Below are 12,281 nucleotides of genomic sequence, written 5' to 3' on the forward strand. Positions count from 1 at the left end.
ATTTATTTAGGGGGAATCATGAGTGATGGAAAAAGTACTACGGGATGGTTTTATCTTCTTATCGCAAAACAAGACATTGAACGGTCTCGCCAAGCGATACGGGCTTAAATTCGGAGCAAGTCGCTTCGTGGCAGGGGATTCATTGGAAGCATCGAAACGGGCGATCCAGGAATTGAACGCAAAAGGGTTATGCGTCACGATGGACCATTTAGGGGAGTTCATCTCGACGGTAGCGGAAGCAGAGATGATGACACAAGAATGTATTCGTGCGGTTGAGATGATTGCGGAAGAAAAATTAGACTCGCAACTCTCGTTGAAACTGACATCACTCGGACTCGATATCTCGGACGAATTGATTCGCTCGAACATGGAACGGATCTTAACGCGGGCGAAAGAACTCGGTGTCTTCGTCACGATTGATATGGAAGATGAGCCACGTTGTGAAAAGACGATTCAATTGTTTGAAGAATTGCGCCAATCTTTCGATAACATCGGAACAGTCATCCAGTCATACCTCTACCGGTCGGAAGATGACATCAAACGTGTCGGACGCTTCGAGACGAATCTTCGGATCGTCAAAGGGGCATACAAAGAGCCGGCAACGGTTGCGTTCCCAGAGAAAGAAGATGTCGACCACAACTACATCAAGCTCGTGAAGTTACAATTATCACTCGGAAACTATGCTGCCGTCGCAACACATGACGATGCGATGATCGAGCAAGTCATCCGTCACGCTAAAGAGAACGGAATCGAAAAAGACCAGTTCGAATTCCAGATGTTATTCGGCATCCGGGTCGAGCGTCAACTCGAACTCGTCAAACAAGGCTATAAAGTCCGTGTCTACGTTCCTTATGGACGTGACTGGTACGGTTACTTCATGCGCCGCTTAGCAGAACGACCGGCAAACGTTGCCTTCGTTCTCAAAGGAATGGTCAAAGGATAAGAAGAGAAGGCGATGCAACGTTGCATCGTCTTTTTTTGATTCAGAGAGGAGAGGACAGAATGGCATGCACAGAACAAGAATTAAAGGAACTGCTACAACAAGACGCGAGTGTAACGCCTGCATTACTCGATGAGTTACTTCTACATATCGGTTCGACGGATTCTGAGTTACGGGATGGATTGATCTATCCGCAGTTAGCGACCTACATCGCATCAGAGTCATTTACGATAGAAGACACCAATCGAATTTTCGATTTTATTTTAAGCGGGCATGGATTGATGTATCGGATGGGAACGTCGGATACAACGGCTGTCCTGACACGATCGTTTTCAGCACTGGCACTCGCTGAATTGTTAGTGATGGACAAAACCCGACACTTATTGACGCAAAGTCAGTTGGATCGGCTGTCCACTTACTTACAAACTTATCTGGAGCAAGAAAAGGATGTCCGTGGATTCATTGACGGAATGGGGTGGGCACACAGCATGGCACATATCGCAGATGTCTATGCGGTTTGGTTTACGCACCCAGCGAGTCGTCCAGAGGAGGAACTCGGAGCGATTGATGCGATGATTCGTCAGTTGACGCGGTCCGATTATCTCTATGTCGATGAAGAAGCGGACCGGATGGTGACGGCATGGTTGCAAGTTTGTCGCCATGGACTGTCGGAAGATGTCCTATTACAACGAATCGAACATAATATTAAGGAGTGGCTTGAGAGTGACGTGACGTGGGGAGATGCGGAGTGGACGACGTATCGTAACGTCAAACAGATGCTACAGACACTCTATTTCCGACTGAAATGGGAAGAACAATCGGATCTCGTCTTAATTGAAGAGTGGTTGCGACAGGTACATCAGCGAACGCATGGAGGATAAAGACATAGAGTATATTGGACGTCTTCGAATTCTTCGCTGTCCTCAGGTAGGAAGTATCCTCATAAACGAAAGGACTATTTTATTATGCATTTGGAAGTTAAGAGTTTCATTAAAATTCCTCCTGAAAAAAAAGAACTAGATATTAATCAAGAATACCCAGGGTTCATAAAGATGACCGATTTAAAAGACACCGATGTATTTAATTATGCATTTGGCCGAGCTGACGGATATCCTTCTGGAAAAGTTGTTTTTTGCATGGATGGTGAACCACTTCCCTTTGACGCACATGTAAGTGAGCTATACATGTTTTGGCACGCTTTAATAAAAAGTGTATCGACAAGTGAACTATATGACATTGAAAAATCAAACTGGTCTTTACAATATGAGAGCGAGGAAGTCTCTTCTAACTTTATCATGCGATTTTTCTATCAAAAAAAAGTAGTAGAGTTTTATTATAAAAATAAAATCTTGTCTACTTTTCCACTAGATATGTATAAAAAAGCAGTTCTACAAGGATTTTTAGATTTTATGTGGCATACGAATTTAGAGTTTGAAACGATTGTGTATGATTCGCTAGGTGAAGAAATTGATTATGCTTCGATGAGAGAAGACACTGGAGATGATTTATATACGTGTCGCTATATTTTCTTGCAACTCATGAAAGAGATCTATCGTCAAAAGAGTTACGATGTAACTACTCTTATTGATTTCGATTTTAAGGTAAGTCGTTCTTTTTCTCGTTTGAAATATGACTTGGAGGATTGAATCTGTAAAAGTACTTCTTAAAGTACTAAACGAATTTTAGTAAGTAGACGATCTTGATTCACACGTATCATTACCGTTACCGGTGTGATGAAGACAATGTGACTTGCAGTCTCAAATTGAATGAAATCAACCAAAAACGGTCTCTTAACTTCTAGTGAGAGACCGTTTATTACATTTAAGCTACCTCATATGTCTTCACCCGACTCCTGCAGGAAAGCGGGTGAGAAGACAGTGAGGTTACTGATGATGGAGTTTCATCAATCATTACGGCAAAATGATATTTCCTAAAAACAGCATGCCTGCAAATACTAGAATGACAAGAAAGATAGAGGTCTGCGGATGGAATCGTTTTTCTTGATAGCGTCGAAAAATGCGTCTTCCGAGTTCAGGTATACCCATTAGAAAAACCATATACAATAAAAAGTATTGCCATCGTTCTAAAACATCAAGTGAATCGATATAAAATAACAGATTGATACCTAACGCAATCAAAATAAAAGTATAAAAAGTACTATATGACATAGTTATCTCTCCCTCGCAGCTGTCGTCTGAAAAGCAAACAAACACGAGAAAGCATGGGCTTGATCCAGTAACCGATGCCCCGTCATGACGGCTCCTTCTTTTTGAATGACCGCTTCATCGAGTAACGTCCAACCCCGTTCTTTTGCTAGTTGCAACAGTTCCCACGGCATCATCGTATTCCCCATCGCGACTTCCTCACCATACAGACGACGATAAGCAAGTTGCCGCGGTGCTGCTGTCGGACCGAGTAGACTGATGACGACGAGCGGAGCGACACGTTCGATTTCTTGCAGCACTTGAACGGGACGTGTCGACCATTCGAGTGAGTTGACGGCGAGGACGACATCAAACGCATGATCGGCGAACGGCAATGCTTCACCTGTTCCAACGATGAACGTCTGCTCGGGTGACTTCTCACGCGCGATTCGGATCATCTCGTCTGAGACATCGAGTCCGACTGTCTGAAAGTCCGGTGTCAGTAAGCGACAGGCTGCCCCATCACCGCAACCGAGATCAAGCAAACGACCACCGGTGATTGTTTTTCGTAAGAACGGCAAAACGGTTTTCCGACTGCCGTTCGTCCACATATCGTCAGCGCGATCCGCCCAGTCGGCGGCTTTTTGATTCCATACATGCTCGGTTTGACTCATTTCTATCCACTCCTTTTTATCAGTCTAACAGGAAAATTTGTCCATTGACTGATTTTTTATTGCTACTGAATCATTATTCATTTATGATGAAGATGTAGAAGAAGCACACCAAAGTCGTTCGGCTTCTTTTTTTGTCAGTATAATGAATGGTTGTTCATTCAATTTAAACTCAGGGGGTATATCATGGCGAGTCAAATCGGTCAGCCGACCACAATCCAGTTGACGAAACACATCCAATTCGCCGTCATCATCGGTTCAGGGGTGATGGGTGCAGGCATCGCGGCACATCTTGCGAATGCTGGCATACGGACATTGATGCTTGATATCGTACCAAAAGAACTTACGGCACAAGAAGAGAAGCAGGGCTTGACGCTGAGTGATCCGCGCGTCCGTTCCCGCATCGCGCGCGATAACCGCGAAAAACTCTTGAAACAAAATCCAGCACCACTCGCATCGAAGAAATTGATCGACTTCATCGAGGTCGGAAACTTAGAAGACGACTTAGAGCGTCTGAAAGAAGCGGACTGGATCGTCGAAGTCGTTGTCGAACGACTCGACGTCAAACAGCAATTGTTTAAAACGATCGAACCGTTCATTCGGGAAGACGCGATCGTCAGCTCGAATACATCAGGCATCTCGATCGAAGCGATGCGCGAAGGGCGTTCGGAATCGTTCAACCGTCGTTTCCTCGGGACACACTTCTTTAATCCACCACGTTATCTGAAGTTACTTGAGTTGATTCCAACGTCAGACACGGATCCGAGTGTCATTGACTTCATGAAACAATTCGCAGAGGAACGACTCGGGAAAGGCGTCGTCATTGCGAAGGACACACCGAACTTCATCGGCAACCGGATCGGGACATACGGTCTCCTCGTAACGATGGATGAGATGAAAAAAGGTGGCTATTCGATCGGGGAGGTCGATTCGGTCACAGGTCCACTCCTTGGTCGCCCAGGGTCAGCGACGTTCCGGACACTCGACGTCGTCGGCATCGACACGTTCGTCCATGTTGCAAACAACGTCTATGACTTGTTGCCAGAAGGCGAAGAGAAGGAGACGTTCGCGGTCCCGGCTGAGATGCGTCGCCTTGTCGAACAAGGAGCGCTTGGTGCGAAGACGGGTCAAGGGTTCTATAAGAAAGTCGGAAAACAGATCCTTGAACTTGATCTCGAGACATTCGAGTACGTTGAAAAGAGAGCGCTTACTGAACCGTCAATCGGACAAGCTAAAGCACTTCCGGGCGCAAAAAACAAACTGAAAGCCGTCGTCTTCGCACAAGATCGTGTCGGTGCCTTACTCTGGCCGATCCACGCGAAAACATTGCTCTACTCGGCTCAGCTGACGGGAGAAATCGCAGACGACATCAAAGCAATCGACGAAGCAATGAAATGGGGCTTCGGCTGGAAGATGGGACCGTTCGAGACATGGGACGCACTTGGCGTCGAGAAAACGGTCGCGAAGATGAAACAAGATGGTTACGCAGTACCGGCATGGGTCGATGAGATGCTCGAAGCAGGAAAAACGAGCTTCTATGATGCGTCCGGTCGTCATTATGACGTTGCAACGAAAGACTACGTCGGAGCAACGGTCAATCCGAAGGAAATCCGCCTCCGCGACGTCCGGAAGTCAAACGGTGTTCTCCTTGAGAACAATGGGGCACGCTTGCTTGATATCGGTGACGATGTCGCAGTCCTCGAGTTCACTTCGAAGAGCAATGCGATCGGTGTCGACATCATGCAGATGATCGAACAGTCGGTCGATCTCGTTGAGAAAAACCACCGTGGTCTCGTCATCGCGAACGATGGCAAGAACTTCTGTGTCGGTGCGAACCTAGCGATGATGCTGATGGAAGCGGAAGATGAAAACTGGTTCGAGCTCGACTGGATCATCAACAAGTTCCAACAATCGATTCAAAAGATTCGTTATGCATCGCGTCCAATCGTCGCTGCACCACAAGGGATGACGCTTGGTGGCGGTACGGAGATCTCGCTTCCGGCAGCTCGTCTGCAAGCCGGGCTTGAAACGTATATGGGTCTTGTCGAAGTCGGTGTCGGTCTGATTCCAGGAGGCGGCGGAAACGTCAATACGTATCGTCGACTGTTAGAAAACACACCGGACGGACTCGTCAATATCGAGAAAGCAGCGCAAAAGACGTTCGAGAACGTCGCGATGGCAAAAGTCTCAAAATCAGCCTTTGAAGCACGCGAACTCGGATATGTCCGCTCCGTTGATCAGATCTCGATGAACCGGGATCACTTGACGTATGATGCGAAACAACTCGTCCTTGAACTGGACCGGACCGGCTACACGGCACCAGCGAAAGCGAAGATTCCAGTCGTCGGTCGTGCGGGGAAAGCGACGCTTGAACTCGCAACACGCGAAATGTTCTACGGCGGTTATATCTCGGAACACGATTTGAAAATCGCAAGTAAACTCGCACACGTCATCGCCGGCGGAAACGTCGCCTTCGGTAGCCACGTCGATGAACAATATATGCTCGACATCGAACGGGAAGCATTCTTGAGCCTAATCGGTGAGATGAAGACACAACAACGGATGCAGCACATGCTCGTCAAAGGCAAGCCGCTTCGTAACTGAGGACTGGGGGGATTCGGATGAAGGAAGCAGTAATCGTCGCTGGTGCACGGACACCGGTCGGAAAAGCAAAAAAGGGCGCATTCAAATCGATGCGCTCGGATGAATTAGCAGGCATCGCCATCCAAGAAACATTGAAACGGTCCGGTTACACGGGAGCGGTCGATGACGTCATTCTCGGATGTGCCTTACCGGAAGCAGAGCAGGGGATGAACATCGCCCGTTACGCTTCAGTCCTCGGTGGATTATCACACGAGGTACCAGCGATCACGATCAACCGGTATTGTTCAAGTGGATTACAATCGATCGCTGACGCAGCGATGAAGATCATGACGGGGCAAGCAACAGCCGTCGTCGCCGGAGGACTTGAATCGATGAGTCAAGTCCCGATGCCGGGTCACGTCGTCCGACCTAATCCGTCGATCGTCGACACGGCACCGGAATACTACATGAGCATGGGGCATACAGCGGAGCAAGTCGCTGCGACCTACAATGTCTCACGGGAAGATCAAGATGCGTTTGCCTTGAAGAGCCATCAAAAAGCAGCGGCAGCAATCGCGGCTGGTAAGTTTGCTGACGAGATCGTCCCGGTAACGGTGACGGAACAATTCGTCAATGATGAACTGAAAATCGAAGAGAAGACATTCATCGTCGAACACGATGAAGGCGTTCGTCCGGATTCGTCACCGGAAGGTCTTGCGAAACTTCGCCCAGCGTTCCGCCTCGGCGGTAGCGTCACAGCAGGGAACTCTTCGCAGACGTCAGACGGTGCGGCTGCCGTCCTCGTCATGGAACGGGAAGAAGCAGAACGCCAAGGGTTACCGATTCTCGGAAAGTTCAAGTCGTTTGCGGTCGGTGGTGTCCGTCCGGAAGTGATGGGAATCGGACCAGTCGTTGCGATTCCAAAGGCACTGGACCTCGCAGGCATCACGCTTGAGGACGTTGGTTTGATCGAGTTGAACGAAGCGTTCGCTTCGCAGTCGCTCGGTGTCATCCGCGAGCTTGGATTAAACGAAGACATCGTCAACGTCAACGGTGGAGCGATTGCCCTCGGTCACCCCCTCGGTTGTACAGGAACGAAACTCACATTGACGCTCTTGCATGAAATGAAACGCCGGAATGTCCAGTATGGTGTCGTCTCGATGTGTATCGGTGGCGGAATGGGCGCAGCAGGTGTATTCGAACTAGTTGAAGGAGGAACAGGACAATGAGCCAAACGACAAACGAATTAATCAAAGGTGGCAGTTTCGTATTAGATGAGTTAGCACCAGAACGTCTCTTCACACCAGAGGATTTCTCGGAAGAACACAAAATGGTCGGTGACATGACAGCGAAGTTCGTCGAAGATCGTGTCGTTCCTGTCCTTGACCGAATCGAAAAACACGAGTTCGAACTGTCGGTCGGTCTCCTCCGTGAAGCAGGCGAGCTTGGTCTACTCGGCGCAGACGTTCCAGAAGCATACGGCGGCTATCAGATGGATAAGATCTCGTCTTCGATCATCACGGAGAAGTTCGCGCGTGGACGTTCGTTCGCCCTCAGCTACGGCGCACACGTCGGAATCGGTTCGTTGCCGATCGTCTTCTTCGGTAACGAAGAGCAAAAGCAGAAATACTTGCCGAAACTCGCTTCAGGGGAGTGGATCGCTTCGTACGCGTTGACGGAACCAGGCTCTGGTTCGGATGCTCTTGGTGCTAAAACGACGGCTGTCTTGAATGAAGCTGGTACGCACTACATCTTGAACGGTGAAAAACAATGGATCACGAACGCTGGTTTTGCAAGCTTGTTCGTCGTCTACGCAAAAATCGACGGTGACAAGTTCACCGCCTTCCTCGTCGAAGGATCGTATCCAGGCGTCTCGACAGGCGTCGAGGAACAGAAGATGGGAATCAAAGGATCATCGACACGGACGTTGATCTTACAAGATGCAGAAGTACCGGTCGATAACGTCCTTGGTGAGATCGGACGCGGTCACGTCATCGCCTTCAACATCTTGAACGTCGGTCGTTACAAATTAGCTGTCGGTGCTGTCGGTTCGTCAAAACGGGCGATTGATCTCGCAGTCCAGTACTCGAACGAACGGAAACAGTTCAAGACACCGATCAGCTCGTTCCCATTGATTCAAGAAAAACTCGCGACGATGGCAGCACAGACGTATGCGATGGAAAGTTCGGTCTACCGGACGGGTGGTCTGTTCCAAGACAGTCTCGATCAGTTGTCAGAAGAAGAGAGCAAGGACGGTAAGAAAATCGCCGATGCAATCGCTGAGTACGCAATCGAATGCTCAATGAACAAAGTCTTTGCTTCGGAAACATTTGATTATGTCATCGATGAAGCGGTTCAGATCCACGGTGGTTATGGCTTCATGGCAGAATATGAAGTCGAGAACATGTACCGTGATTCACGGATCAACCGGATCTTCGAAGGAACGAACGAGATCAACCGTCTTCTCGTTCCAGGAACATTACTGAAGAAAGCGATGAAAGGCGAGTTGCCGTTGCTTGCGGAAGCGCAACGTCTGCAACAAGAAGTGATGAGCTTCATGCCGACAGAAATCGGAACAGCACCACTTGATCGCGAACGCCACTTACTCGCGATGATGAAGAAAATCTTCTTGTTGACTGCCGGAACAGCGGTCCAGAAATACCAGGACAAACTCCAAGGCGAGCAAGAGATCTTAGCGAATACAGCCGACATCATGAGTGCGATCTATGCGCTCGAGTCAGCGATCGTCCGGACGGACAAAGCGATTACCGACAAAGGAATCGAGAAGAGCGAACTGAAAGTCCGTTACACGGAAGTCTTCGCACAACAAGCGTTCGAAGCTGTCGAGCGTGACGCAAAAGAGACTCTCTACGCGGCAGCAAGCGGCGACGAACTCCGGATGTTGCTCTCGGCGCTGAAAAAATTCAGCCGTTACCAGCCAATCAACGTCATCGGTACGAAACGCGACATCGCAAAACGTCTCATCGAGTCAAACAAATATACGGTCTAAGTCAGGTTTACCGCTTCGCCTTTGCAGGGAAAATCTCTGTAAAGGCGAAGTTTTTGGTTGGAGGAGGAAAACGAGATGCGCCAAGAATTGGTTGAACTGCAATTTGCGATTGCCTACTATCAATCCCTTGAACGTTTGTCGCCGGAAGAATGGGATCTGCCGCTTGCGCTTAATAAGTGGACCGTCCTTGAGTGCGTCAGTCATCTGTATTTATGGGACCGGTTTTATTACGATCATGCCATCTCGAAGTTACCGGATGAACCGTTGACGCTCGTCGAGACGGATTTTGATCAGTTCAATCGACTGGCGGTCGAATATGCGCATCATATCGATCCGCTCGCCTTATTGAAGAAAGCAATCAGCGTCCGGCGTGACATCGTCAATCACCTCGATCGTTTGTCTGACGAGCAGTTTGAAGCAACCTATGAGGATTTCCGACCACTTACATTCGTCGAGTCGTTCGTTGCCCATGACGCGCATCACCAAGATCAGATTGACGGGGCGCTCGCACGCTTGAAGCAGAAGTGATCCATCTGCTACTCTTGAAGGTGAGGTGAGGAACATGACAAAAACAGTCACGATGTACGGCTATCCGAAATGTAGTACGTGCGTCAAAGCAAAAAAAGCACTCGAACAGCACGGTGTCGAAGTGGATTACAAACATATCGTCGAGGAGACACCATCTGCAACGACGATTCAGGAACTTCATCAAAAGAGTGGAGAGCCACTGAAGAAATTCTTCAACACGAGCGGTCAATCATACCGTTCGCAAGGGATCAAGGACAAACTTCCAGAGCTATCAGAAGACGAGCAATACAAGTTACTCGCAAGTGACGGCATGTTGTTGAAGCGTCCGATCGTCACAGACGGGAAAGACGTCACGATCGGCTTCAAGGAAGAAATGTATCAAGGAAAATGGTATTAAGTTCAGAGTCGATTTTGGTATACTGAACACGTTAGTCCAAATTAGTCCACAGGGGGAATCGGAAATGAGTCAAGTAAAAGACAACTTACGCTATTCGGAAGAACATGAATGGGTCGAAGTATCAGGAAACAAGGCGCGCATCGGAATCACGGATTTCGCGCAACACGAACTCGGGGATATCGTCTTCGTCGAATTGCCTGAAGTCGGAGATACGATCTCAGCAAACGAGCCATTCGGTTCAGTCGAGTCGGTCAAGACAGTCTCGGAGTTATACGCACCGATCTCTGGTAAAGTCGTTGCCATCAACGAAAACCTTTCGGATTCCCCAGAACTCGTCAACGAGTCACCATTCGAAGGTGCTTGGATGGTTGACATCGAAATCGAAGATGCTTCACAAGTCGAGGCATTGATGGACGCTGCGGCGTACAAATCGATGATCAACGAGTAATACTTAACGAAAAGAGAGTGAACGAGGCGCTTGCGTTTCGTCCGCTCTCTTTTTTTTGTATACTGACGACAGATACCACGAAGAAAGGAGCGACCGTCATGCAAGAGGTCACGACCGTCCCGGAAAACGGGCTATTGTATGTCTATGCACCGATGTGCGGGACATGCGCCATCGCGGAGCGTATGCTCGATATCGTCGAAGCGACGGAATCAGGTCAATCGATTCAGAAGGCGAACGGGAATTTCATTCCGGATTTCTTAGAAGAAGCCCGTGTCATGAGTGTTCCTGCGTTGTTGCGAATTGAAGAAAATCAAGTCGTAGAGCGCCTTTATGCTTTCCAGTCCGTTCAAAACGTCTTTGCTTTCTGTCAAGAACGGTAAGAAAAGTCCAACTGGATTTTTCTTTTTGTTAAATTGTCGGAATATTTACAATAATCCGTTGACAACGCAGAAATATGAATGGTATATTCATAACAACTTCTAGAAATGCATTATAGGAAGTCTAGCAGAGATGATCGTTCAATACGATTCAAGTCCTGAACCCTTTCTCCCATCCTAAGCCGGTGTATTGTTTCCCCTTAAGTCGTCCCCCAAAGACGAAGCGGTGCAATGAACGGGTGGTGGATCGAAAGGACCGATCAGGAAGTGAACGTAAGCTGGCGATCATGTCGAACAGGCGCCGTCCTCCACGCGGAAGAGCGAACAATTCCGAATGGAGCTGGGTTTTCCTTCGTAGCATTTCTAACCACATTATTCGTGTTGTCGGTTCGCCGGCAACGCCTTTTTTTTGTTTTCTGGAAGTTTTTCGAGCCGGTCGCTTGCCAGGATAGAATCTCCTTGCTACAATGCGAATAAGGAAAATTACTTTAATTCATATCCGATTACTCGGAATTAACTGGTGAGATGGAGGACGACAAGGCATGACAGTACGTTTTATGGATGTTTTCACAGAATGGGCATCAACGTATGACGAGACAGTAACCGGACACGATCCGGAATATAAAGAGGTTTTTCGTCGATACGATGAGATTTTGGATACAGTAGCGGATAAAGCGCAGTCGCCGGTCATTGAATTCGGAGCAGGCACAGGGAACCTGACACAACGTCTTCTGGCACGTCACGACGCCGTACTCGCCGTTGAACCAAGTCCGGAGATGCGGGCAATCCTGACGGAAAAGATTCCATCGCTTGATGTACAGGATGGTCACTTCCTCTCGTTCGAGGCGAAGGGAGCACGCAGTTTTGTTTCGACGTATGCGTTTCATCATCTAACAGATGAGGAAAAGGGAGAAGCAATCGAACTGATGGCATCACATTTACCGGCAGACGGAAAAATCGTCTACGCGGATACGATGTTCGTCTCAGAAGAGGCGCGCCTGCAAACGATCCGTGAAGCACGTGCTCAAGGGTTTGATGCGTTAGCGGAAGATCTCGAACGCGAGTTTTACCCGTTGATTCCAGTCATGGAAGAATTGTTTACATCACGGGGATTCACTGTTAAATTTATACAATACAATCACTTCGTCTGGCTCGTAGAAGCCGAGAAAATGGGGGAATAAAT

12 protein-coding genes are annotated in these 12,281 nt (G+C 48.3%); 11 read left to right on the forward strand and 1 reads right to left on the reverse strand.

Annotated elements, in window-relative coordinates:
• Window positions 1-25: 25 nt before the first annotated feature.
• The 3 genes from KNQ06_RS02200 to KNQ06_RS02210 all read left to right on the forward strand — a co-directional run bounded on the left by KNQ06_RS02200 (window position 26) and on the right by KNQ06_RS02210 (window position 2,586).
• Window positions 26-943, forward strand: coding sequence for a proline dehydrogenase family protein (locus tag KNQ06_RS02200; protein WP_064299442.1), 918 nt, complete (start codon window positions 26-28; stop codon window positions 941-943).
• A 59-nt stretch (window positions 944-1,002) separates the two neighbouring features.
• The gene (locus KNQ06_RS02205; RefSeq protein WP_215147265.1) at window positions 1,003-1,821 is read left to right on the forward strand and encodes a DUF2785 domain-containing protein; all 819 of its coding nucleotides are present in this window, start codon (window positions 1,003-1,005) and stop codon (window positions 1,819-1,821) included.
• Window positions 1,822-1,905: 84 nt separating this feature from the next.
• The gene (locus KNQ06_RS02210; protein WP_215147267.1) at window positions 1,906-2,586 is read left to right on the forward strand and encodes a hypothetical protein; all 681 of its coding nucleotides are present in this window, start codon (window positions 1,906-1,908) and stop codon (window positions 2,584-2,586) included.
• A 524-nt stretch (window positions 2,587-3,110) separates the two neighbouring features.
• On the opposite strand, the gene KNQ06_RS02215 is transcribed toward KNQ06_RS02210, so the two are convergent.
• A complete protein-coding gene (locus KNQ06_RS02215) occupies window positions 3,111-3,758 on the reverse strand; it encodes a class I SAM-dependent methyltransferase (RefSeq protein ID WP_055968860.1) in 648 nt (215 codons plus the stop codon).
• A 183-nt stretch (window positions 3,759-3,941) separates the two neighbouring features.
• Here KNQ06_RS02215 and KNQ06_RS02220 point away from each other — a divergent pair, with 183 nt between their 5' ends.
• The 8 genes from KNQ06_RS02220 (at window position 3,942) to KNQ06_RS02255 (ending at window position 12,279) form a co-directional block, all read left to right on the forward strand.
• Window positions 3,942-6,359, forward strand: coding sequence for a 3-hydroxyacyl-CoA dehydrogenase/enoyl-CoA hydratase family protein (locus KNQ06_RS02220; protein ID WP_215147269.1), 2,418 nt, complete (start codon window positions 3,942-3,944; stop codon window positions 6,357-6,359).
• A gap of 17 nt (window positions 6,360-6,376) precedes the next feature.
• Entirely contained in the window at window positions 6,377-7,567 is a 1,191-nt protein-coding gene (locus KNQ06_RS02225; protein WP_055968856.1) for an acetyl-CoA C-acetyltransferase, read from the forward strand.
• Window positions 7,564-9,348: an acyl-CoA dehydrogenase family protein gene (locus KNQ06_RS02230; protein WP_047393397.1), complete on the forward strand. Its 1,785-nt coding sequence runs from the start codon at window positions 7,564-7,566 to the stop codon at window positions 9,346-9,348. Before KNQ06_RS02225 ends, KNQ06_RS02230 begins: the two co-directional genes overlap by 4 nt.
• Window positions 9,349-9,423: 75 nt before the next feature.
• Entirely contained in the window at window positions 9,424-9,876 is a 453-nt protein-coding gene (locus KNQ06_RS02235; RefSeq protein WP_149427758.1) for a DinB family protein, read from the forward strand.
• 34 nt (window positions 9,877-9,910) lie between these two features.
• Window positions 9,911-10,273 (forward strand): arsenate reductase family protein, encoded by a 363-nt coding sequence (locus tag KNQ06_RS02240; RefSeq protein WP_023469169.1) that lies wholly within the window; start codon window positions 9,911-9,913, stop codon window positions 10,271-10,273.
• Between the two features lie 64 nt (window positions 10,274-10,337).
• Window positions 10,338-10,721 carry a glycine cleavage system protein GcvH gene (gene gcvH / locus KNQ06_RS02245; protein ID WP_029342437.1) on the forward strand — a complete coding sequence of 128 codons (384 nt, stop codon included), beginning with the start codon at window positions 10,338-10,340 and terminating at the stop codon, window positions 10,719-10,721.
• A 98-nt stretch (window positions 10,722-10,819) separates the two neighbouring features.
• The gene (locus KNQ06_RS02250; RefSeq protein ID WP_023469167.1) at window positions 10,820-11,101 is read left to right on the forward strand and encodes a thioredoxin family protein; all 282 of its coding nucleotides are present in this window, start codon (window positions 10,820-10,822) and stop codon (window positions 11,099-11,101) included.
• Between the two features lie 539 nt (window positions 11,102-11,640).
• On the forward strand, window positions 11,641-12,279 hold the full coding sequence (locus tag KNQ06_RS02255) for a class I SAM-dependent methyltransferase (protein ID WP_215147271.1): 639 nt from the start codon (window positions 11,641-11,643) through the stop codon (window positions 12,277-12,279).
• Window positions 12,280-12,281 lie beyond the last annotated feature (2 nt).

Origin of the sequence: Exiguobacterium sp. s91 (genome assembly GCF_018618915.1) — a bacterium.
Lineage (GTDB): Bacteria > Bacillota > Bacilli > Exiguobacteriales > Exiguobacteriaceae > Exiguobacterium_A > Exiguobacterium_A abrahamii.

Coding starts and splice junctions, on each gene's coding strand:
- KNQ06_RS02200 (WP_064299442.1), top strand. CDS start 26: ATGGAAAAAGTACTACGGGATGGTTTTATCTTCTTATCGCAAAACAAG.
- KNQ06_RS02205 (WP_215147265.1), top strand. CDS start 1,003: ATGGCATGCACAGAACAAGAATTAAAGGAACTGCTACAACAAGACGCG.
- KNQ06_RS02210 (WP_215147267.1), top strand. CDS start 1,906: ATGCATTTGGAAGTTAAGAGTTTCATTAAAATTCCTCCTGAAAAAAAA.
- KNQ06_RS02215 (WP_055968860.1), bottom strand. CDS start 3,758: ATGAGTCAAACCGAGCATGTATGGAATCAAAAAGCCGCCGACTGGGCG.
- KNQ06_RS02220 (WP_215147269.1), top strand. CDS start 3,942: ATGGCGAGTCAAATCGGTCAGCCGACCACAATCCAGTTGACGAAACAC.
- KNQ06_RS02225 (WP_055968856.1), top strand. CDS start 6,377: ATGAAGGAAGCAGTAATCGTCGCTGGTGCACGGACACCGGTCGGAAAA.
- KNQ06_RS02230 (WP_047393397.1), top strand. CDS start 7,564: ATGAGCCAAACGACAAACGAATTAATCAAAGGTGGCAGTTTCGTATTA.
- KNQ06_RS02235 (WP_149427758.1), top strand. CDS start 9,424: ATGCGCCAAGAATTGGTTGAACTGCAATTTGCGATTGCCTACTATCAA.
- KNQ06_RS02240 (WP_023469169.1), top strand. CDS start 9,911: ATGACAAAAACAGTCACGATGTACGGCTATCCGAAATGTAGTACGTGC.
- gcvH (WP_029342437.1), top strand. CDS start 10,338: ATGAGTCAAGTAAAAGACAACTTACGCTATTCGGAAGAACATGAATGG.
- KNQ06_RS02250 (WP_023469167.1), top strand. CDS start 10,820: ATGCAAGAGGTCACGACCGTCCCGGAAAACGGGCTATTGTATGTCTAT.
- KNQ06_RS02255 (WP_215147271.1), top strand. CDS start 11,641: ATGACAGTACGTTTTATGGATGTTTTCACAGAATGGGCATCAACGTAT.